Genomic DNA, 21,286 nt, shown 5'->3' on the forward strand with positions numbered 1-21,286 from the left:
CACTCCCTGACTAACTGGAGGCATTCTGTTGGGACGACACGTTCCCGTCACCCGAGCCGCCGTCGCTCTGGGCACCCTGAATCTGTGGGGTCGGGCGGATATTGTCTACCTTCTCGCGCCGCATGACCTTCTTCAACACTTCGTCACGATCGCCGAAATCGGCAAGGCGGCCGTTTTCGACGAGGGCGAGCTTGTCGGTCGCGGAGAGTGCGGACGGCCGGTGGGCGACGACGACGACGATCGCCCCGCGCTGCTTGGTCAGCGTGATCGCGCGGTTGAGCGCGCTGTCGCCATAGCCGTCGAGGTTGGAGTTCGGCTCGTCGAGGACGATGAGGAACGGGTCGTCATAGAGGGCGCGGGCGAGCGCGACGCGCTGGCGCTGGCCGGCCGACAGGGTCGCACCCTGGTCGCCGACGGCGGTGGTGTAGCCGTCCTTGAAGGTGAGGATGAGCTCGTGGCAGCCGGCGATCTTGGCGGCGGCGACGATCTTCTCGTCCGTCGCGTCCTCGCGGAAACGGGCGATGTTCTGCGCGATCGTGCCCTCGAACAGCTCGACGTCCTGCGGCAGGTAGCCGAGATGGCGGCCGAGCTGGTCCTGCTTCCACTGGGAGAGAGGCGCGCCGTCGAGATTGACGGTGCCGCGCGCCGGCTGCCAGACGCCGACGAGGGCGCGCGCCAGGGTGGACTTGCCCGAGCCCGACTGGCCGATGATGCCGAGCGCGGTGCCGGCCTTCGCGCCGAAGCGGACGTCGAGCAGGGTCGGCACGCGCGATCCCGGCGGGATGACGCTGATCGAGTCGACCACGAGGTCGCGGTGCGGCGTCGGCAGCTCGATCGCCTCCGGCGGCTCCGGCCGCTCGAAGAGCTGCTTGAGGCGGCGGTAGGATTGCTGGGCCGACAGCATGGTGCGCCAGTTCTGCACGGCCATTTCCACCGGCTGCAGCGCGCGCGCCATGATGATGGAAGCGGCGATCATCACGCCGGGCGTGATGATCTGCTCGATCGCGAGATAGGCGCCGAGGGCGAGGACGGCCGACTGCAGGAACAGGCGGAAGACCTTGGACATGACCGAGGACAGGCCGATCGTGTCCGCAGCGGCGGCGTTGCTCGCGAGGAAGTTGTCGTTGACGCGGTCCCAGGACTGGCCGATCGCGCCCATCATGCCCATGCCGTAGAGCACTTCGGCGTTCCGGCGGCCGGCATTGACGATGGAGTTGCGCTGCATGCCGAGTTCGGCGCTGCGCTTGACCTGCGGGCGGGAGGCCCGGTCGGTCGCGATCGCGATGGCGAAGAGGACGACCGCGCCAATCACGGCGAGATGGCCGAGCCAGGGGTGGAGCGCGTAGACGATCGCGAGATAGATCGGCATCCACGGCATGTCGAACAGCGCGGTGATGCCGGGCGAGGAGAAGAACTGGCGCAGCTGGTCGACGTCGCGCGTCGGCTCCGACTTCGCCGCGAGCGGGCCGAGGCGGACCGGGGCGCTGACCTGGGCGAGGAAGGCCTCGCGTCCGATGTCTTCGTCGAAGCGGTGGCCGATGCGCGTGAGAACGCGGTAGCGCACCAGGTCGATGATGCCCATGAAGCCATAGAGGCCGATGACCAGGATCACGAGGGCGATCAGCGTCGGAATGCTCCGGCTGGTCAGCACGCGATCGTAGATCTGGAGCATGAACAGCGGGCCGGTCAGCATCAGGATGTTGACCACACAGCTGAATATGGCGACGGAAATGAACGTGCGCCGGGTCGTGGCGATCGCTTTTGCGAGAATGTTCGACGTCATCGGTCGGCTAAGCAACTTGAGTTTGATTCAGGCACATACGTGAGCAGCATACTCGTTTGCCGCGATCTTGGGACAAGTAAATCTTGATGATTACCCAACTGTAACCTCACTGCGTCTCGCTTTAGACGAGTTCTCAACCGGTCGAGGTGCCCACGATCGTTGCTTGGCGTAGACGAAGGGCATCGAATTCAAACCGACTCGAAACGGCCAACGGTCTAGCACCGCTGCCTCATAGCGGAGATGGGCCCCGCGGTCGACCCATCGGGGCCTATATTCGGACGCCCCGGTCGAGAGCTGTCGCCTTGCCGGTTCGATTGCTGCGCGCGGGTGAGCGCAAGGCGATGCTGGACTTTGCTTTTCTGACAGTTCCGTGACGCGATTGGCGCGCGCAAGCGCGTCGAAGCGGGCGCGCCATACAATTGCTCGATATCGGGCACTGCGCGCCTGGGTTCATTTCCGTTCGTTTCAAGTTATGGAATCGCCGCGTGGCCGTTCCCAAGTTCGGCCGGCGCCGCCGGTTTATCGGGCGGCGCGTCTGTTTCGGGCCGGAAGCGGGAGTCCCCATGGTCTTGTATTATTGGCTGTTCGTCGCGGCGGCGATTCTCTTCCGCGTCGCGATGCTGGTCGTCTCCATGCGCCACGAGCGGGCGCTGAAGGCGGCGGGGGCCGTGGAATATGGGGCGCGCAACAGCATCGCCCTCGCGCTCGCGATGATCGCCTTCTACCTCGCCGCGATCTTCGAGGGGCTGGTGCTCAACACGCCGACGCCGGATGCGATGAGCCTCTACGGCCTCGCCCTCTATGTCTTCGGCGCCGTGGTCCTCCTCCTCGTCGTGCGCGAGATGGGGCGGATCTGGACGGTGAAGATCATGATCGCGCCCGACCACCCGCTGGTGAAGCGCGGCCTCTTCCGCTGGGTCCGTCACCCCAACTACATGCTGAACATGTTGCCCGAGCTCGTCGGCTTCGCGCTCGCGCTCCACGCGACGACGACGCTCTTCGTCGGGCTGCCGCTCTTCCTCATCCCGCTCGTCATCCGCATCCGCCAGGAGGAGACGGTGATGCGGACCGCGGTGGCGGGTTACTGAGGGAGCCTAGGAGGCGGAGGGGTCGTTCAGGCGCTTCGAGATCGCGGCGACGTCTTCCATGAAGGCGGTCGCCCGGCGCGCGAGCACGCCCTGGAGCTTCTGCGCCGCGTCCGGGTACTCTTCCAGGATCTTCAGCATCTGACCGCGCGGCAGGAGAAGGAGCTCGCACGTCGTCTGCGCGACGGCGCTCGCGGAGCGCTGGGTGGGGATGATGAGGGCGATCTCGTCGACGAGCTGGCCGACGCCCGCGACCCGCGGCGGCGCGCCCTTGGCGCTGCCGAAGAGGCGCAGCTGCCCGCCGAGCACGAGCACAGCACCCTCGGCAGGGTCGCCCGCCTCGAAGAGGCTCTGGCGCGGCCGAAGGTCGACGGGTTCGCTGGCGAACGCAAGCAGCTTCAGCGCGTCCTCACTGAGGACGCGCAGGAAGGGGGCATTGCGCATAACCGCCATGTGACGGGCTAGGCTCACTTAAATCGACGCAGTCCTTGGCATCAGCTTGTAGCCGCCGCCCTCGGTGACGAGGAGCTCGGCGGACGCCGGGTTCTTTTCCATCTTTTGGCGCAGCCGGTAAATATGGGTTTCCAGCGTATGGGTCGTGACGCCGGAGTTGTAGCCCCATACTTCGTGCAAGAGAACGTCCCGCGTGATCGGCTTTTCGCCGGCACGGTAGAGATATTTGAGGATCGCCGTTTCCTTCTCCGTCAGGCGCACGCGGCGGCCGTCGGGTTCGAGCAGGATCTTGGCGGCCGGCTTGAAGGTATAGTGGCCGATCGCGAAGGTCGCGTCCTCGCTCTGGTCGAATTGGCGCAGGTGCGCGCGAATGCGGGCGAGGAGCACGGCGAAGCGGAACGGCTTCGTCACATAGTCGTTCGCCCCGGCCTCGAGGCCCACGATGGCGTCGGCGTCGGTCGAGTGGCCGGTCAGCATGATCACCGGTGCCTTGAAGCCGGCCGAGCGCATCAGGCGGACCGCCTCGCGCCCGTCGAGGTCGGGCAGGCCGACATCCACGATCGCAAGGGCGACGTCGTTGTTCTTGGCTGCGGCGACGCCCTTGGCGGCGGTGTCGACGGCGAGCGGGCTGAATTCGTCGTACAATCCGATCTGTTCGCTGAGCCCTTCGCGCAAATCCTCGTCGTCGTCGATGATCAGGATGGTCCGTTTCGTCAACGCCGCCTCCCTTGGCCGATTGAACCCTGTCAGCCTAGTGTGGGGACTCAATGCGCCTCAAACGAGCTTTCCGCGCGTGCGACGATCAAAAATTCTGTTGGAAAGGGCGCGATTGAACGGTCCCTTTCACGTGACCGGCGGCCGGCGGGGCCGTGGCGGGGCGCGCAAAGGCGGCTGGCCGCGGGCGGTTTCGGTCGTGCGCGCGCGGCCGGGCCACCCCTCAGAGGGGATCGTCAACTGCGCCGGGCGCACCTATCGCGTCGCGATCGGGCGCAGCGGGATCGGCATCCTGAAGCGGGAGGGGGACGGGGCGACGCCGCTCGGGCGGATGGCGCCGGTCGCGCTCCTCGCGCGCCACGGGGGCGCCGCGCCGCTGCCGACGCGCCGGATCCGCGCCGGGGACGGGTGGGGCGATGACCGGCGCGACTTCGCGAACTATAATCGCGCCTGCCGGCTGCCCTATCGGCCCTCGCACGAGGTGCTGCTTCGCGCGGACGGCCTCTATGACTATATCTTGGTGACGGACCAGAACCAGACGCCGCGCCTGATCGGGGGCGGATCTGCGATCTTCATCCATGTGTCACGCGCCGCGCTTACGCCGACGGAGGGGTGCATCGCCTTCCCCGGAGCGGTCTGGCGGCGGGCGATGGTGCCGATCGGACCGTATGTGGTGGGCGACAACGCGAGACCGACACGACGATGATCCCATTCCGCAAGATGAACGGCCTCGGCAATGATTTCGTCGTCGTCGACGCGCGGCACCGGCCGTTCGCGCTGGAGCCGGAGCGGATCCGCGCCCTCGCGGACCGCCAGTCCGGGCCGGGCTTCGACCAGTTCATCATCATCGAGCCGGCCGAGAGTGCGGCGGCGACGATGCGCATCATCAACGCCGACGGGGGCGAGGTGGAGGCGTGCGGGAACGCGACGCGCTGCGTCGCCGCGCTGCTCCTCGACGAGAAGGGCGCGCCCGAGGTCGAGATCGCGAGCGCGGGCGGTGCGCTGCGGGCCTGGCGCGTCGATGGCGGCAAGATCGCGGTGGACATGGGCGTGCCGCGCTTCGAAGCGGCATCGATCCCCCTCGCCGACGGAGAGGGCGACCCGCTGCGCGTCGTCTTCATCGAACCGGAGCTTGCCCTCTACGGCAGCGCCGCTTGCGTGAATGTCGGCAACCCGCACGCCGTCTTCTTCGTGCCGGACACCGGCCTCGTGCCGCTGACGGAGGTTGGGCCGCGTTTCGAGACGCATCCGACCTTCCCGCGCCGGGCAAACATCTCGTTCGTGACGATCGACAGTGCGTCGGCGGTGCGGGCGCGGGTGTGGGAGCGTGGCGTCGGGCCGACGCTCGCCTGCGGCACGGCGGCTTGCGCCATCGCGGCGGTGGGGCACCGGCTCGGCCTCCTTGAGGCCGTCGTCGACGTGACGCTGCCGGGCGGGACGCTTTCCATCGACGTCAGCGGCGGGCGGATCGTGATGTCCGGCCCCTACGCGCTCGACTGGACGGGCGCGATCACCGCGGACGGCTATCTGCGCGACCCGACGCCGGTCGCGCTCTGACGGTTCAGCGCGCGTCCGGGTCGTAGAGGCCGCGGCCGGCGGCCTTCGCGTCGGCGGCGAGGTTCGCGAACGCCTCGGGCGCGTTCGTGGCGGGCGTCGCCCAACCCTGCTCCAGGAGCCAGCGGGAGAGGTCGGTGTCGGCGACCGTGCAGGTCGCGAGGCGCGGGGTGGACCCGCGCGCGGCCGGCGTGCCATCGGCGTTCACCGGCGCCTTTTCGAGATCCAGGCATTCGACCGCCCGGCGTCGCACCAGGCGGCGCAGCGCGGTGCGCGCACGACGCCCGCACGGCCATTCGCGCCCGGCGGAGGTGGTGCAGATCTCCTCGGCCCCCGGCGCGTCCACATAGGCAAGGCGCATCATGTGGCTGCGGGCGTTGATGGTGCCCGCGCTCTCGATCACCACGAGGCGGTAGAGGGTGGGCTCGGGGCCCGGCGGGGGCGGGATGACGACCGTCGATTCCGCGCGCGTCAGCGGCCCATCGGGCTGAAGGCTGACGATGCCGTCCTGATTGAGATAGCGCACATCGTCCCCCGGCGCGCCTTCGGTGGTGGCGGCGGGGACGGTCGCGGCAGCGGTGCGGCGCTCGCGCACGCTGGTGCGGGCGCGCTCGGCGACGGCCTGCGCGTTGGAGGAGGCCTGGGCGATCTCGTCGCGCGCGGGGAGCGAGGTCAGCGCCTGCCACGCCACGATGCCGAAGATGGCGAAGAGGCCGAGGGTCGCGAGAAAGAGGATCGAGGCGATCAGTCCGCGGGTCATCGGGCGTCAAAAATCGGCCGCTCGGCCGGGCGGCCGATGGTGATGACGGGACGGGTTTCGCTCGACCGGGCCGCCGCCACACCGCGGGATCGGTGGGGAAGGCGGCGGCTCATCAGTCGACGACGAGGATGATTAGGCCTCGGCCGCGACGCGCTTTTCTTTGCGCTCGGTGATGCGGGCAGCCTTACCGGTGCGGCCACGCAGGTAGTAGAGCTTCGCGCGGCGAACCTTGCCGCGGCGCACGACTTCGACCGACTCGAGCATGGGCGAGAAGATCGGGAAGACGCGCTCCACGCCCTCGCCATAGGAGAGCTTGCGCACGGTGAAGTTCTCATTGAGGCCCGCACCGGAGCGCGCAATGCAGACGCCTTCATAGGCCTGCACGCGAGTCCGGGTGCCTTCGGTCACGCGCACATTGACGCGCACCGTGTCGCCGGGCTGGAAAGCGGGCAGGGTGCGCTTCTCTTCGATCGCGGCCATCTGCTCGCGGTTGAGCTCGTCGATAATGTTCATGTCGTCGGATCCCGTCACGCTGCCGCCGCAGCGCGTTGCGTCGAATTCGCATCTGAAATGCCAGGCCGCTTGAATAGTGACTCCAACCCGCTTTGTCGAGAGTGCCGTTCCGCCTTTTGTCGGCGGTGGGAGGCAGACCTGTCTTTGCGGGCCATCCACATTCCGAAATGGGGCAGCCGGGCCAAGCGTCTAGGGCTTTTTCGGCGCTACCCCTCGATCGGCCGCTCGTCGGCGATGATCTTGCCGTCGTTCGGCAGGGAGCCGGCCGCGACGGGCTCGACCGTGCCCGACAGGTTGGTGACGGCCTTCAGCGTCTCCGCGATCGCCGCGCCGTGCGCCGGGCCTTCGACGCGGAGCGTCATGACGTCGACATGGTTCTCGCGGGTGACGACGAGGCGGGCGCGCGCGATCTCGGGATGACGCTTGCGGATCTCGGCGATCTGGGCGGGGTCGACGAACATGCCCTTCACCTTCGTGCGCTGGTCGGCCCGGCCCATCCATCCCTTGATGCGCTGGTTGGTGCGCCCGCACGGGCTCTCGCCCGGCAGGATGGCGGAGAGGTCGCCGGTCGCGAAGCGGAAGAGCGGATAGGTGGGCGAGAAGCGCGTCACCACGATCTCGCCGACCTCGCCCTCGCCGACGGGGTCGCCGGTGCCGGGCCGGACGATCTCGAGGATGAGGTCCTCGCTGAGGATGAGGCCCTCGCGCGCCGGGCTCTCATAGGCGATCACGCCGAGATCGGCCGTCGCGTAGCACTGGGCGACGTGGACGCCGCGCGTCTCGATCCGTTCGCGGAGCGCGGGCGGGAGGGCCGCGCCCGAGACGAGGGCGTGGGTGAGGGCGGAGAGGTCGGCGCCCGTCTCCTCGGCCTTGTCGAGGAGGATGTTGAGATAATCCGGCACGCCGCAATAGACGGACGGGCGGAGCGCGGCGAGGAGCGGCAGCGCCTCGGCCGGATTACCGGGGCCGGCGGCGAAGACGGGGCAGCCGAGCGCGGCAAGGCCCGACTCCAGGATGAAGGCGCCGGGCGTCAGGTGGTAGCCGAACGTGTTCACGGCGAGCGCGCCCGGCCGCACGCCCGCGGCGTAGAGGGCGCGCGCGGCGTTCCACGGGTCCGCCTCGCGCCCCTGCGGCACGAAGACGGGGCCGGGGGAGACGAAGACGCGGGCGAGCGCGTCGTGCGGGACGGTGATGAAGTCGCGATAGGCGACGCCGTCCGCCATGAAGTCGCTCTTGCGGGTGACGGGGAGAGTCGCGAGGGCGGCGCGGGAGGTGATCGTCTCGGGCGCGATCCCCTCGAGGCGTCGCGCCCAGGCGGGGGCGGCGTCGCGCGCGGCGGCGAGCGCGGCCGGCAGGCGGGCGAAGAGATCCGCCTCGCGCGCGGCGGTGGGCCGCGTCTCGGCCGCATCATAGTGGTCGCGCATCGGTTCCCCTCCCGCCGGCTCTTTTCCCGCGAGCTTTGCGAGGAAGGGCCGGGCAGGCAAGGGGGCGTGGACACGAAGAAAATTTTTCGCGGCCTGTTGTGGCTGATGCAAACTTTTCTAATTAACTTGCGCGACAAGTCGTCGCGTGGGTGGCCGCGCCGTCGGTCAGACCCCCCTCAACAGGATTTGGCCTATGAAGCGTTTGTTGGTTGCGGCGCTGTCCGTCCTTTCGACAGCCGCCATCGCGGACGACAGCCTGGTCTCCCGCGGCGACTATCTCGTCAACACCGTGATGGCCTGCGGCAACTGCCACACGCCGATGGGGCCGAACGGGCCCGTCATGGACAAGGCGCTCGGGGGCGGCCTGCGCTTCGACACGCCGTTCTTCGACGTGACGGCCGCGAACATCACCCAGGACGAGAAGACCGGCATCGGCACCTGGTCGGACGAGGATATCAAGAACGCCCTCATCAAGGGCGTCCGGCCGAACGGCATCAAGCTCGCCCCGATCATGCCGACCGCGTTCTACCAGGTGCTCTCCGAGCGCGATCTCGACGCTGTCGTCGCCTATCTGCGCACCGTTCCCGCGGTCGAGAACGAGGTGCCGACGCCCTTTTACAAGGTCGCGATCGAGGCCCACCCGATCCCCGGCGCCGAGGCGCCGATCCCCGAAGAGGCCCGCGCCGGCGATCCGGTGAAGGAAGGCTTCTATCTCGCCACCATCGCGCACTGCATGGAGTGCCACACGGGCTGGGTCGACGGGCACCCGGATCCGGTGAACGCGCTCGGCAAGGGCGGCATGGAATTCCCCGGCCCCTGGGGCGTGTCGGTCGCGGCGAACATCACCCCGCATCCGGAGAAGGGCATCGGCGCGTGGAGCGATGCGGAGATCGCGACCGCGATCACCACCGGCGTGCGTCCCGACGGGCGGCATCTCTTCCCGCCGATGGGCTTCCCCTTCTACGCCAACATGAAGCCCGAGGACGTCGCGGCTATCGTCGCCTGGCTGCGGACGATCCCGCCGGTCGAGTAAAGGCGTGCGCCGCCGGTCCGCCGGCGGCGCGCCTCAGTTCAGCCAGCGCTTGCGCCGCTTATAGTGCTTGACGTTGCGGAAGGATTTGCGGCCTTCCCCGGCGACGCCGAGATAGAACTCCTTCACGTCCTCGTTCTCGCGCAGCTGCGCGGCGTCGCCGTCCATCACAACGCGGCCCGATTCCAGGATGTAGCCGTAGGTCGCGTAGCGCAGCGCGATGTTGGTGTTCTGCTCGGCGAGGAGGAAGGACACGCCCTCCTTGGCGTTGATCTCCCGCACGATCTCGAAGATCTGCTCCACGAGCTGGGGGGCGAGGCCCATCGACGGCTCGTCGAGGAGGATCATCGTCGGCCGGCTCATCAGCGCGCGGCCGATGGCGCACATCTGCTGCTCGCCACCCGAGGTGTAGCCGGCCTGGCTCGACCGCCGCTCGCGCAGGCGCGGGAAATAGGCGTAGACCTTCTCGAGATCGGCCTTGATGGCGGACCACCCGTCCTTGCGCGTGTAGGCGCCGGTCAGGAGATTCTCCTCGATCGACAGGTGGCCGAAACAGTGGCGGCCCTCCATCACCTGGATGCAGCCGCGGGTGACGAGTTCGTTGGGGCTCAGCGCCTGCACCTCCTCCCCGTTGAACATGATCTTGCCCTTCGTCACGTCGCCGCGTTCGGCGCGCAGAAGGTTCGAGATCGCCTTCAGCGTGGTGGTCTTCCCCGCCCCGTTGGCGCCGAGGATGGCGACGATGCCGCCGCGCGGCACCGTCAGCGACACGCCCTTCAGGACGAGGATCACGTGATCGTAGATCACCTCGATGTTCGAGACGTCGAGGATCGGGGTCGCGGCGGCGCCTTCGGCGGGTGTCGTCGTCCCTTTGGTGCCGTCGCTCGATGTCTGTGTCATGCGTATCGATCCGTCGGGGCGTCGATCCGGTGGGGGCGGCGCGGCCCCGGACCGGCCGGGGGCGCGCCGCGATGGGCGATGCGGCCGGTCAGCTCGCCTTCGCGCAGGGCTCCGTGCGCTCCGGCCAGGGCTGGTTGGCCTTCACATAATCCTGCGCGGCCTGCTCCAGCATCGGGCGGACCTTCTCGACCATAGGCGGGAAATAGTCGGAGATCTTCTGCCAGGACTGGCCGTCCCACTGCTGGATGTACACGTCGGACTGGCCGGCATGATCCTCGCAGGAGAGCACCATCGGCTCCATGAAGCCTTCGAGCCCGATCTCCTTCAGCCGCTCGGCGCTGATGTTGAGCGCCTCGAGCCCGGCGCGCACTTCGGCCGGGGTGACGTTCGGGTGGCCGGCGATCTCCTGCGCGGTGCGCACGGCCTCGGCCATGATGAGCGAGTTCACCACGCCGCGATTATAGAGATTCTCGCCGATCTTGTCGGCCGAGGACGCCTGGCTGAGACCCTTGTCGAACACCATCGTCTTGATGTCCTGGAGGGCCGGGAAGTCCGGGCCGACGGCGTGGAAGTTCAGCATCTTGAAGCCCTTGGCGCCGTCGCCGGCGGGGCGCACGTCATCCTCGCCCGGCCACCAGACGGAGATGAACTTGTCCATCGGGTAGCGGACCTTGGCGGCCTCGCGCACCGCGGTCGCGTTCATCGCGCCCCAGCCCCACATGATCATGTAGTCCGGCCGGTCGCGCCGCACGTTCAGCCATTGCGAGGACTGGTTCTGCATCGTGTCCGCGGGGACCGGATACATCGACAGCGTGAAGCCATATTCCTTGGCGAAGTCTTCGAGCAGCGGGATCGGCTCGCGGCCGTACCCTGCGTCGAGGAAGATGTAGCCGATCTTCTTGCCCTTCAGCTTGTCGAGGCCGCCTTCCTGCTCGCCGATATATTTGATGATGGCGGACGCGGCGTCCCAATAGGAGGCGGGCGGGTTGAAGACCCAGGGGAAGACCGTTCCGTCCGCGGCGGCGGAGAGGCCGTAGGCCATGGACAGGATGGGCGTCTGATCCACCGACGCGCGCGGGATGAGCTGCAGCGTGATGCCGGTCGACCACGGGTTGATGATGAGCGGGCCGCCGGGCTTCAGAAGGTCGTAGCATTCGACGCCCTTCTGCGTGTTGTACCCGGTCTCGCACTCCTCGATGCGGATCTTCACCCCGCCGATGCCGCCATCGCGCTGGTTCAGCATCTCCAGATAGTCGCGCATGCCGTTGGCGATCGGGATGCCGGAGCCGGCGAAGGGCCCGGTGCGGTAGGTGAGGAGGGGCAGGAAGAGCTCGTCCGCCGCATAGGACGGGGCGGCTGGAACCGCGACGGCGAGGGCCGCAGCTAGCGCGAAGACAGACCTGTGCTTCATGGTCGATTCGGCTCCCTATGATTTTATTGGTGCGGGCTTATTCCGCCCGTCGGCCGTGAGGTTAAGGCAACTGCGTTGAGAGGGGAACGGCTTTCGCGCTGAGGCTGCATGAAATCAGTAGGGGAACGGCCACACTCGCAATTTCTGCCGGGCGACCGACCAGAGCCGCGCGAGACCGTGCGGTTCGATGATGAGGATCCCGATGATGAGCGCGCCGACGATGAGGAAATTGAGCTGCTCCACCGTTGCGGCGGCGAGGTCGAGACCCAGCGCGGCCGGTAGCATTCGGATGATGATGGGCAGGATGAAAATGAAGGCGGCGCCCATATAGGAGCCTGCCATCGAGCCGAGTCCGCCGAGGATCACCATGAAGAGGATCTGGAAGGAGAGGCGGATGTTGAAGCTCGACGGCTCCGCCGCGCCCAGCCAGAAGAACACGAACATCGCCCCCGCGACGCCGCACACGAAGGAGGAGACGGCGAAGGCGGAGAGCTTTGCCGCGAGCGGGCGCACGCCGATCAGCTCGGCCGCGATGTCCATGTCGCGGATCATCATCCAGGTCCGCCCGATGCGGCCGCGGATGAGGTTGCCGACGAGGAAGGTCAGCAGCGCCACGATCGCGAGCACCACGAAATAGCGCGTCAGCGGGGTGGCGGTCGGCCCGGTGAGGGCGAAGCCGAAGCCGGTGCGCGTCGGCACCTCGATCGCGCCCGAGGCGTTGTAGTTGTAGAGCCAGGGGATGCGGATGAAGCACCATTCGAGGAAGAACTGGGCCGCGAGCGTCGCCACCGCGAGATAGAAGCCCTTGATGCGCAGCGAGGGCAGGCCGAACAGCACCCCGATCGCCGCCGCGAAGAAGCCCGAGGCGAGGATCCAGACGACGATGTTCACGTCCGGGAAGATCGATGTGAGCTTGTAGCAGCTGTAGGCGCCGACCCCCATGAACGCCCCGGTGCCGAGCGAGAGCTGGCCGCAATAGCCGGTCAGCACGTTGAGCCCGATCGTCGCCAGGGTGAAGATGAGGAAGGGGATCATCACCGCGTTGAGGAAGAAGTCCGACGCGAGGAGCGGGATGATCACCGCGCCGATCACGCCGAGCGCGAGGATGCCGAGGCGATCTTCGCGGATCGGGAAGGCGGCCTGGTCGGCCACGTAGGTCGTCTTGAACTGACCGGCTTCACGGTAGAACACGCGGCGCCTCTCCCTTCGGTGTCGGCCGGCAGCGCGAAGCATTCCCGAACGACTTGTCCTTTTTCGGCAATCCGGCCCGCAGTTTCGCCCCGCGTCAAGACTTGATGCGCGGTGCGGCGCCGAAATCGCGCGGGCGGGCCGGACGCGGCCGCGCGCGATTGCCTCGAACCTAGCGAATTGACCGAGACGGAAGAGTCCTGATCGGGATCCCTTCGCGACGGAAGGGTGGCACGACCACTCTATTCGCCGCGCTCAACGTCCTCCACGGCATCGTCATCGGCCGCAAAGGCCGGCGTCGATGGCCTCTTGAGGGACAAGACGCGGCCACCGGCTCGAGGCGACCATTGCGACCTCGTCCTCCTGGCTCAATGCAGTCTAGGGCTTCTTCGCCAAGCTAACCCGCCGGCGCCTCCGGCACGGCGTCTTCCGCTCGATCGCCGACCTTCAGGCTGCCATCAACCGCTTCCTCGCCGAGCACAACAAAGCGCCCCGACCCTTCGTCTGGCGCGCCGATACGACGCCATCATTGCCGCCCGCGCACGCGGGTACCAGGCATTGGAGCCAATCCAAGAACTTCCCGGGCCGGAGTTCATCCGGCCCGGAGCGTGGCGGTCTACTTGCCCATTCCCTCGGACAATTTCTTCTCTATGCCACTAAGATTGAAGGCACCCGGCGTCTGGCTTGGCGGGAACTCCTGCATGGTCATCAGGAACTGCGCCGCCAGTTGCTGGATCGGGACCATTACGTAAACACGGTCAAGGAACCAGTCGTCGTAAGTGTTGGCATTTTGCTGCGCCTTCTCGAACGGGTCGCGCCGCAGATTGAACAGCAAGGGCGTGCGCAGTTCGGTAAAGGGCTCTCGCCAAACGCCGAAGGCCTGACCGCGGTTTTCCAAGAAAACCACCTTCCAGTCGTCGTAGCGGGCGGCGACGATCTGTCCGTCGTCGTTCACATACCAGAATTCGTGGCGCGGCGATTCGGCTGCGTCACCGGTTAAGTAATCCATCTGGTTGTAGCCGTCGATATAGTTGCGATAGGTGCGCCCGATCAGCTCCTTGCCGTCATGCAACTGCTGCTTGACGTCGGGATTGCCGGCCGCCGCGGCGAAGGTCGGCAGCCAGTCTTCATGGGCGACGATACCGTTGAGGATCTTGCCTTCCGGAAAATGGCCGGGCCACTTGATATAGGCCGGCACGCGATAGGCGCCTTCCCAGTTTGAGTTCTTTTCCGAGCGAAACGGCGTTGTGCCGGCATCGGGCCAAGTATTGTAGTGCGGGCCGTTGTCGGTCGAATAGAAAATGATCGTGTTGTCGGCAATGCCGAGTTCGTCAATCAGATCCAGCAATTGGCCGACATGCATGTCGTGCTCGACCATGCCGTCGTGGTACTCATCGCCCGAGGGTCCGGAGATCCCGGTATGCTCCTCCTTCACATGGGTGCGGAAATGCATGCGCGTGCCGTTCCACCAAGTGAACCAGGGCACGCCCTCTTCCGTCTTGCGCTTGATGAAGTCGATGGCCGCCGCAACCGTCTCGTCATCAATCGTTTCCATGCGCTTCTTCGTCAGCGCACCGGTATCCTCGATGCGCTGCGTCCCATCGGGATTGGCCCATGAGTGGATCACGCCACGGGGACCGAACTGCTCGAGGAAGGTCTTGCCGTTTTGCAGCACCATATCGCCGGGATAGTCGCGGTTCTCCGGCTCTTCTTCGGCATTGAGGTGGTAGAGATTGCCTAGGAATTCGTCGAAGCCGTGATTGGTCGGCAGGTGCTCGTCGCGGTCGCCCTGGTGGTTCTTGCCGAACTGGCCGGTGGCATATCCCTCGCCCTTTAGGACCGCGGCAATAGTGGCGTCGGTCTCCTGCCAGCCCTGCTCGGCACCCGGTAGGCCGACCTTGGTCATGCCCGTGCGCACCGGCACATTGCCGCCCAGAAACGCCGCGCGCCCCGCCGTGCAGCTCTGCTGGGCGTAGTAGTCGGTGAAATGGATGCCGTCGCGCGCTATGCTGTCGATATTGGGCGTCTGATAGCCCATCATGCCCATATTCTTGTGGCTGATGTTCCACGTTCCGATATCGTCGCCCCAGATTACCAGGATATTGGGCTTGACGGTGTCTTGGGCTGAGGCCGGAACAGCCGTCGCAATACTGCCGATCGCGGCTGCGGCGGCCAGGGCCATTATTTGTCGTCGCATGCTTGTTACTCCCTTTATCCAGCGTAATGAAGCCAGGTACGCCTCGTTATTGTCTTCGATCAGGGTGTTTCTTAGTTTCTAAAAACAGTTCGTGAGACTGTCGCCGGCACCCCTTCCCTTTCCGGCGCGCAACCCGCCAACATTGGGTAATATGGTTGCCAATGTTCGATGGATCGGCCGTATATTATTTTTGAAACCCGCGCGGTTGGCATCAATAGTGCTCGATCTCTGGTGGCACATGGTACCGGTTCGACGTGACACTTGAAAGGCTGCTTCCGGGACACCAGCCAGCCGCAAACTCAACCGCGCGGGTACCAAGCGTCGGAGTGAATCCACGAGTTGCCCGGTCGGCTGGATTGGAATTCGGCGTGGCGTTCGTGGCTGGCGGCTGCGGATGGATTGCGGCGCGACGGGGGACGTCGATTTCATGAAGGCTTGAAAGCGTTGCCTCGATCACTTGCGCGTCGAGCGAGTGGCATTATAGCGGCGGAATATGGGCGATTTGGGTTGTCGAAGAGATTGCCATGATGTGTTTATTAAATTTCTCTTGATATCGAATCGTTTCTCTAGAAAATGTTCGACGGTCGTAGAATCGAGACTTGAATAATGTGACGTCGATTTAGAATTTTTGGAAATATTCTACCCGCGTCGTTGCGGCGTGGATGGGAGATCTGTGCGCATTTGAAAGGAATTCCTATCAACGAAGGGCACATTTTGGTGCCGGGCCGTTCGAGGCTCGCTTCTACGAATAAATTCAAAAATACTATCGGGGACGGCAAATGACCAAAGAAACTCTGCAAATCCAGCTGCGCCAGAGTGTCGATCTGCAAGACATGATCGACACGCTGTCGCTTGGCGTGAGCCTCTTCGCCCGCGAGGTCGGCGACGGGGTGACGGCCGGCGCGAAATCGACCACCGGCGACACCGCCTACACGCTCCAGTTCGACGGGGACGGCGACCTCTTCCTCGGCGTGCCGACGTCGGACACGGTCTATACCGGCGCGCGCGTCTATGTGGACGGGGCGCTCGCCTTCGTCGCGACGGACAGCGACGGGATTCCGGTCGATTTCGGCCCGTTCGTCAGCCAGGTCGTCGGCGGTGACACGGCGGGCGCGGTTGCCGGGCTCGAGGACGCGCTCACCGACGCCTACACGCTCGACATTCGCGGCACGCGCGGGTCCGACATGATCGGCGGCTATTCGGGTGATGAGAGCATCCTCGGCCAGGCCGGGAACGACACCATCACCGGTGCCGACGGGAACGACACGATCAAGGGCGGCAACGGCAACGACGTCATCGAGGGCGAGGGCGGCAACGACCTCCTCTTCGGCAACAATGGCGATGATCAGATCTTCGGCGGGGACGGGAACGACCGCATCTCCGGCGGCAGCGGTACGGACGAGCTGACCGGCGGGGCGGGGCGTGACCGCTTCCTGTTCGACGGGTCGTCAGGCGATTCCACTATCACCGATTTCGGCGCGGGCGACACCATCAAGATCTCGGGCCTCGGGAGCCTCGACGACGTCACCGTCTCCACGACTGTCGACGGGGATGTGAGCCTCTCCTACGGCTCCAGCACGATCGTGCTCGCGGGCGTGTCGTCGGGCGATGTCGTGATCGAGGACGTCGTCCTCGTCTGAGGCGCGTGTACGGGGAGGGCGGCCGGCGCGGCCGTCCTCAGCCGAGGGCGCGGAGCGCGATCAGGATCGCGGCGCAGGCGACGACGGTGATCGTCGGCCCGACGCGGAAGCTGATCAGGATCGCGATCGCGAGGGTGACCGCCTCGCGCCAGTCGCCGGAAAAGGCGGCGGGGGCGAAGAGGGTGGTCATGACCGCCGCCGGCACCGCGTCGAGCGCGGCGGTGAGGCGCGGCGGCACGTGCGACAAGCGCGACAGGGCGAAATAGCCGCCCGCGCGCGTCGCGAAGGTCAGAAGCCCGCAGAACAGGATGACGAGCAGGAAGTCCTCCGTCATCACGAGCCTCCCACCGGGTTCATCTGGTGCGGCGCGAGCGCCGGCTCGGGCGCGGACTGCTTCGGCATGCCGGGCTTCGTCGGCGCGAGGAGAACCGCGGTCAGGATGCCGCCGAGGCCGCCGACGGTAATGTGCCAGGGCGGGCCGAGCCAGGTGAGGCCGACCGCCGGGGCGTAGTAGGTGAGGATCGACAGCACCGCGCTGACGACCACCGTGATCCCCCAATTGGGCCGGTGGCGGAAGCTCATCACCAGCGTGAGGAAGTAGATCGGCATCAGCATGTCGAGCGCGAGCGCCTGCGGGTTCGAGATCAGCTTGCCGAAGAGCGCGCCGAGGACGGTGCCGAGCACCCAGAAGCTGTAGAGCGTGACCGCGAGGCCGAAATAGAGCGGGGCCGAGAAGGGCTTCCCCTCACCCGCGCGCTGGTCCGTGATCGCGAACATCGGGTCCGCGAGCAGGAAGAAGGCCGGGATCTTGATCCGCAGGCGCACCGGCCGGAACACGTGGGTGAGCGCGGCCGAATAGAGGACGTGCCGGAAGTTGAGGGCGAGCACGGACAGGAGGATCGACCACGCGGGGACGCTGTGGTTGTAGAGGTCGATCGCCACGAACTGGCTGGCGCCCGCGAACAGGAACGCGCTCATGACCGTGGCGTCGAGCGCCGTCAGCCCGTTGCCGACCGCAAGGGCGCCGAAGAGCATCGACAGCGGGAGCAGAGCCGGCAGCATGGGCAGGCTCAGCAACACGCCCTCGCGCACGCTGGTCATTCTGTTCGACTGGAATGCGGACACAACCATGGCGGTACACGGGCCCGAGCATAACGGCAAGGGGATGCGCGCGCCGATCAGATGCGCGCCAGGAAGGGGTCTCGACGCGGGGCGGCGGAGGTCAGGAGACCTCGGGCGCGGCCTCGGCGAAATCGGCGCGCTGCGGCGGGACGACGCAGAAGCGGTGCCCGGTCGGCGCCTCCATCACGATCCACCGCTTGATGGCCGAGACGCGCCGCGCGCCGAGCGCTTCGAGGCGCTGCGCCTCAGCCTCAAGATCGTCGGTCTCGATGTCGAGGTGCACGCGGCTCTCATGGTCGACGGCCTGTAGGAGGATGCGCGGCTCGCCCGCCGGTGACTTGATGACGGCGTATTTCCCGTCTTCGTCGATCGTGCCCTTCAGCCCGAGCGCGCCCGTCCAGAAGGCGAGGGCGTCGGTCAGGTCTTCGGTCTTGCAGTCGATGACGAGGCAGGCAAGGCGGCTCTTGTGCGGCATGGTTCCGGGTCGCTGAAGAAAAGGGGAAGGGTTCAGATGCGCTCGATGATCCGCTCGCCGAAGAGCCCTTGCGGGCGCACGAGCAGGAAGGCGAGGGCGATCATGTAGGCGAACCAGCTCTCGATCCCGCCGCCGACGAGCGGGCCCCAATAGATCTCGCCGAGCTTCTCGCCGATGCCGATGATGAGGCCGCCGACGATGGCGCCGGGGATCGAGGTGAGGCCGCCGAGGATGAGGACGGGCAGCGCCTTGAAGGCGATGATCTCGAGCGCGAAGGAGACGTCCGACCGCGCGCCCCACATGATGCCGGTGAAGAGCGCGACGACGCCCGCCGCGAACCACACGATCACCCAGATCTGGTTGAGCGAGATGCCGACCGAGAGGGCAGCCTGGTGGTCGTCGGCGACGGCGCGCAGGCCGCGCCCGATCCGCGTCTTGGAGAAGAAGAAGCCGAGCCCGGCGACGAGGGCGAGCGCGATTGCGGCGGCGGCGATGTCGAGATGCTGGAAGAGGATGAGGCCGGGCGATCCGTCGGGCCCGAGCCCTTCCGGCTCCCACACCGACGAGCCGGTGGGCAGGAAGAGGGCCTCCGTCACCATCGTCTTCGGCTCGCCGCCGAAGATGATCTCGCCGAGCCCGATGAGGAAGAAGGTGAGGCCGATCGTGGCCATGAAGAGGATGATGTCGGGCTGGTTGACGAGCGGGCGCAGCACGAGCCGCTCCACCCCAACCGCCAGCACGAACATGATGCCGAGGCACAGGAGGAAGGCGATCGGCGCCGGCACGCCGAGCTCCACAAGGCCGACGAGGGAGAGGGCGGCGAACACCACCATGATCCCCTGCGCGAAGTTGAAGACCCCGGAGGCCTTGAAGATCAGCACGAAACCGAGCGCGATCAGCGCGTAGAGGACACCCGCGACGAACCCTTCCCAGAGCACCTGGATGAAGAAGTCCGGCGTGGCCGCCATCTGCACGAACGGGTCGATCAGGACTGCGTAAAGCGTCTCCACGGTGCCTCGCTCAGGGTCGTCTCCTCGCGACTACCCTTGCGGGAGCGGGCGGCGGCCGCAAGCTCTTTTTCGCGTGATGCGCGCGGTGTGGCCGGGGCTCGCGCCGAAGGCGAGGCCTCAGGTGCGGGCCTCTTCCTCCTCGGCGAGGCGGCGGATCTCGGCGCGCGAGAGGGTGCGCACGTGGGTCGCGATCCACCAGGTGTTGCCGGCCGGATCGACCACGCCGCCGCCGCGGTCGCCGTAGAAATGGTCGCTCGGCGGGACGAGGCCCTGCGCGCCGGCGGCGACCGCCTTCTCGTAGGTCGCGTCGCAATCGGGCACGTAGATGTGGAGGAAGGCGGGGTGTTCCTTCTGCGGGTCGCGCGGGTCGCCCAGCATGATCGTGCTGTCGCCGATCTTGATGGCGGCGTGGGCGAGGCTGCCGTCGGCGCGCAGGAGCGGCTCGTCCAGCGACTCGGCGCCGAACGCGGCCTTGGCGAATTCGAGCGCCTCGCGCGCCTTCGCCGACACGATGAAGGCGCTGACCGTGGAGCAGCCCGGCCAGACGTGATGCTGGATCGATGCCATGGGACGTCGTCCTTTCCGCCGGTTCGGCTGATCACCCGTCTGAGTTAGCGCGGGGGCGCGCGCCGGAAAAGCGCCGCGGTCAGGAAAGTGGCCCCGAGACGATCAGTTCGACCAGCAGCGTGGCGGCGAGACAACCGAATGTGGCGAAGGTGAGGATCATCGCCGCCTCGCGCCAGCGGAAGCGGGAGCGCGCGGTGGAGGCGACTTCCGCCTTGGTCAGCGCATGGAAATGGAGGATGCGGCCGAGGACGAAGAGGGCCGCGGTGATGGAGAGGAGGAGGGGCGGCGTCGCGTTCGCCTCCGCGAGAGCCAGGAGGATGAGGAAGAGCGGGGCATATTCGGCGAAGTTCGCCTGGGCGCGGATCGAGCGTTGCAGGTCCGGGTCGTTGCCGTCGCCGAGCACGATGAGGCTGCGCCGGCGGCGGCCGACGACGCGCAGCGACAGCACCACGAGGAGGAGGGCGAGGGCGACGGCGGTCGCCGCGGTGACGGGGAAGCTCATCGCGTCACCTCCAGGCGGACGCCGCGCCGGCGGGGCGGGCGCTCAGTGGGCAAGGCCGAGATAGGCGTCGATGACGTCCTGATTGGTGCGCACCTCGTCGGGCGTGCCGTCGGCGATCTTCTCGCCATAGTCGAGGACAACGACGCGGTCGGAGATGTCCATCACGACGCCCATGTCGTGCTCAATGAGGGCGATGGTGGTGCCGAACTCCTCGCGCACATCGAGGATGAAGCGGCACATGTCCTCCTTCTCCTCCAGATTCATGCCGGCCATCGGCTCGTCGAGGAGGAGAAGGTCGGGCTCCATGGCGAGGGCGCGGCCGAGCTCGACCCGCTTCTGGAGGCCGTAGGGGAGGCGGCCGACCGGCGTCTTGCGGATCGATTCGATCTCGAGAAAGTCGATGATGTCTTCCACGCGGCGGCGGTGGGCGACCTCCTCATCCAGCGCCGGTCCGAAGCGGATGAGCTGCCAGAAGAAGCCGCGGTGCATCTTGAGGGTGCGGCCCGACATGATGTTGTCGAGCGTGGTCATCCCCTTGAAGAGGGCGACGTTCTGGAAGGTGCGGGCGATGCCGGTCGCCGCGGCGTCGTAGGGGCGCATGCGCCGGCGCGGCCTGCCCTTGTAGGTGATGGTGCCGGTCTGCGGGTGGTAGAAGCCGTTGATGACGTTGAGCATCGACGTCTTCCCCGCGCCATTGGGGCCGATGATGGCGCGGATCTCCCCCTTCCTGATGTTGAACGAGACGCCACGGATCGCATGCACGCCGCCGAAGGACAGGGTGACGTCGGCGACGTCGAGCAGGATCTCGCCGCCGGCGGGGGCGGGCGCCGGCTCGGCGTCGGCGATGGCGGCGGTGGCGTTCTGCATGGCCTCTCCCTGCCGCGCAGTCGCCGGGGCGGCACCGGGGCGGACCGTTGGGCCGGCCGCCTCGTTTTGTGCCGCATATCAAAGCGAACAG

At 66.8% G+C, this 21,286-nt stretch carries 22 protein-coding genes and 1 pseudogene; 6 read left to right on the forward strand and 17 right to left on the reverse strand.

Annotated features, from left to right (window positions below; genetic code table 11):
* Nucleotides 1-10 precede the first annotated feature (10 nt).
* Nucleotides 11-1,783 carry a type I secretion system permease/ATPase gene (locus DBV35_RS21220; RefSeq protein WP_108662373.1) on the reverse strand — a complete coding sequence of 591 codons (1,773 nt, stop codon included), beginning with the start codon at nt 1,781-1,783 and terminating at the stop codon, nt 11-13.
* A 563-nt stretch (nt 1,784-2,346) separates the two neighbouring features.
* On the opposite strand from DBV35_RS21220, the gene DBV35_RS21225 reads away from it, so the two are divergent.
* Nucleotides 2,347-2,871 carry an isoprenylcysteine carboxyl methyltransferase family protein gene (locus DBV35_RS21225; protein WP_108662374.1) on the forward strand — a complete coding sequence of 175 codons (525 nt, stop codon included), beginning with the start codon at nt 2,347-2,349 and terminating at the stop codon, nt 2,869-2,871.
* Nucleotides 2,872-2,877: 6 nt separating this feature from the next.
* Here DBV35_RS21225 and DBV35_RS21230 read toward each other — a convergent pair whose 3' ends face one another.
* Together DBV35_RS21230 and DBV35_RS21235 are read right to left on the reverse strand one after the other, a co-directional pair.
* Nucleotides 2,878-3,321 carry a Crp/Fnr family transcriptional regulator gene (locus DBV35_RS21230; RefSeq protein WP_108662375.1) on the reverse strand — a complete coding sequence of 148 codons (444 nt, stop codon included), beginning with the start codon at nt 3,319-3,321 and terminating at the stop codon, nt 2,878-2,880.
* Nucleotides 3,322-3,339: 18 nt separating this feature from the next.
* Entirely contained in the window at nt 3,340-4,038 is a 699-nt protein-coding gene (locus tag DBV35_RS21235; protein ID WP_108662376.1) for a response regulator transcription factor, read from the reverse strand.
* Nucleotides 4,039-4,150: 112 nt separating this feature from the next.
* Here DBV35_RS21235 and DBV35_RS21240 point away from each other — a divergent pair, with 112 nt between their 5' ends.
* Nucleotides 4,151-4,741 carry a L,D-transpeptidase family protein gene (locus tag DBV35_RS21240; RefSeq protein WP_157961891.1) on the forward strand — a complete coding sequence of 197 codons (591 nt, stop codon included), beginning with the start codon at nt 4,151-4,153 and terminating at the stop codon, nt 4,739-4,741.
* Nucleotides 4,738-5,592, forward strand: coding sequence for a diaminopimelate epimerase (gene dapF / locus DBV35_RS21245; protein ID WP_108662378.1), 855 nt, complete (start codon nt 4,738-4,740; stop codon nt 5,590-5,592). Before DBV35_RS21240 ends, dapF begins: the two co-directional genes overlap by 4 nt.
* A gap of 4 nt (nt 5,593-5,596) precedes the next feature.
* On the opposite strand, the gene DBV35_RS21250 is transcribed toward dapF, so the two are convergent.
* From DBV35_RS21250 to DBV35_RS21260, 3 genes are all read right to left on the reverse strand, one after another.
* Nucleotides 5,597-6,349: a hypothetical protein gene (locus DBV35_RS21250; protein ID WP_108662379.1), complete on the reverse strand. Its 753-nt coding sequence runs from the start codon at nt 6,347-6,349 to the stop codon at nt 5,597-5,599.
* Between the two features lie 132 nt (nt 6,350-6,481).
* A complete protein-coding gene (rplS, locus tag DBV35_RS21255) occupies nt 6,482-6,862 on the reverse strand; it encodes a 50S ribosomal protein L19 (RefSeq protein ID WP_108662380.1) in 381 nt (126 codons plus the stop codon).
* A 206-nt stretch (nt 6,863-7,068) separates the two neighbouring features.
* The gene (locus DBV35_RS21260) at nt 7,069-8,286 is read right to left on the reverse strand and encodes a phenylacetate--CoA ligase family protein (protein ID WP_108662381.1); all 1,218 of its coding nucleotides are present in this window, start codon (nt 8,284-8,286) and stop codon (nt 7,069-7,071) included.
* Nucleotides 8,287-8,479: 193 nt separating this feature from the next.
* Here DBV35_RS21260 and DBV35_RS21265 point away from each other — a divergent pair, with 193 nt between their 5' ends.
* Nucleotides 8,480-9,319, forward strand: a complete 840-nt coding sequence (locus DBV35_RS21265) for a c-type cytochrome (protein ID WP_108662382.1) — start codon at nt 8,480-8,482, stop codon at nt 9,317-9,319.
* 33 nt (nt 9,320-9,352) lie between these two features.
* On the opposite strand, the gene DBV35_RS21270 is transcribed toward DBV35_RS21265, so the two are convergent.
* The 3 genes from DBV35_RS21270 to DBV35_RS21280 form a co-directional block, all read right to left on the reverse strand.
* Nucleotides 9,353-10,216 (reverse strand): ABC transporter ATP-binding protein, encoded by an 864-nt coding sequence (locus tag DBV35_RS21270; RefSeq protein ID WP_108662383.1) that lies wholly within the window; start codon nt 10,214-10,216, stop codon nt 9,353-9,355.
* Nucleotides 10,217-10,304: 88 nt separating this feature from the next.
* A complete protein-coding gene (locus DBV35_RS21275; protein WP_108662384.1) occupies nt 10,305-11,627 on the reverse strand; it encodes an ABC transporter substrate-binding protein in 1,323 nt (440 codons plus the stop codon).
* Between the two features lie 114 nt (nt 11,628-11,741).
* A complete protein-coding gene (locus DBV35_RS21280; RefSeq protein WP_108662385.1) occupies nt 11,742-12,818 on the reverse strand; it encodes a branched-chain amino acid ABC transporter permease in 1,077 nt (358 codons plus the stop codon).
* Nucleotides 12,819-13,167: 349 nt separating this feature from the next.
* Here DBV35_RS21280 and DBV35_RS31160 point away from each other — a divergent pair.
* Nucleotides 13,168-13,385: pseudogene (locus tag DBV35_RS31160) on the forward strand (IS630 family transposase); the annotation flags it as partial.
* A gap of 46 nt (nt 13,386-13,431) precedes the next feature.
* Here DBV35_RS31160 and DBV35_RS21290 read toward each other — a convergent pair.
* Entirely contained in the window at nt 13,432-14,997 is a 1,566-nt protein-coding gene (locus tag DBV35_RS21290; protein ID WP_108662386.1) for an arylsulfatase, read from the reverse strand.
* 794 nt (nt 14,998-15,791) lie between these two features.
* Here DBV35_RS21290 and DBV35_RS21295 point away from each other — a divergent pair.
* On the forward strand, nt 15,792-16,652 hold the full coding sequence (locus tag DBV35_RS21295; protein WP_157961892.1) for a calcium-binding protein: 861 nt from the start codon (nt 15,792-15,794) through the stop codon (nt 16,650-16,652).
* A 37-nt stretch (nt 16,653-16,689) separates the two neighbouring features.
* Here DBV35_RS21295 and DBV35_RS21300 read toward each other — a convergent pair whose 3' ends face one another.
* The 7 genes from DBV35_RS21300 to DBV35_RS21330 all read right to left on the reverse strand — a co-directional run bounded on the left by DBV35_RS21300 (nt 16,690) and on the right by DBV35_RS21330 (nt 21,195).
* Entirely contained in the window at nt 16,690-16,986 is a 297-nt protein-coding gene (locus DBV35_RS21300; protein WP_108662388.1) for an AzlD family protein, read from the reverse strand.
* Nucleotides 16,986-17,729, reverse strand: coding sequence for an AzlC family ABC transporter permease (locus tag DBV35_RS21305; RefSeq protein WP_205648787.1), 744 nt, complete (start codon nt 17,727-17,729; stop codon nt 16,986-16,988). Before DBV35_RS21305 ends, DBV35_RS21300 begins: the two co-directional genes overlap by 1 nt.
* A 145-nt stretch (nt 17,730-17,874) precedes the next feature.
* On the reverse strand, nt 17,875-18,249 hold the full coding sequence (locus DBV35_RS21310) for a VOC family protein (protein ID WP_108662390.1): 375 nt from the start codon (nt 18,247-18,249) through the stop codon (nt 17,875-17,877).
* A 32-nt stretch (nt 18,250-18,281) separates the two neighbouring features.
* Nucleotides 18,282-19,217: a branched-chain amino acid ABC transporter permease gene (locus DBV35_RS21315; RefSeq protein ID WP_108662785.1), complete on the reverse strand. Its 936-nt coding sequence runs from the start codon at nt 19,215-19,217 to the stop codon at nt 18,282-18,284.
* Nucleotides 19,218-19,376: 159 nt separating this feature from the next.
* Entirely contained in the window at nt 19,377-19,826 is a 450-nt protein-coding gene (locus tag DBV35_RS21320) for a VOC family protein (RefSeq protein ID WP_108662391.1), read from the reverse strand.
* Between the two features lie 79 nt (nt 19,827-19,905).
* Nucleotides 19,906-20,328 carry an MAPEG family protein gene (locus DBV35_RS21325; protein ID WP_108662392.1) on the reverse strand — a complete coding sequence of 141 codons (423 nt, stop codon included), beginning with the start codon at nt 20,326-20,328 and terminating at the stop codon, nt 19,906-19,908.
* 42 nt (nt 20,329-20,370) lie between these two features.
* A complete protein-coding gene (locus tag DBV35_RS21330; protein ID WP_108662393.1) occupies nt 20,371-21,195 on the reverse strand; it encodes an ABC transporter ATP-binding protein in 825 nt (274 codons plus the stop codon).
* Nucleotides 21,196-21,286 lie beyond the last annotated feature (91 nt).

It is taken from the genome of Acuticoccus kandeliae (genome assembly GCF_003073115.1).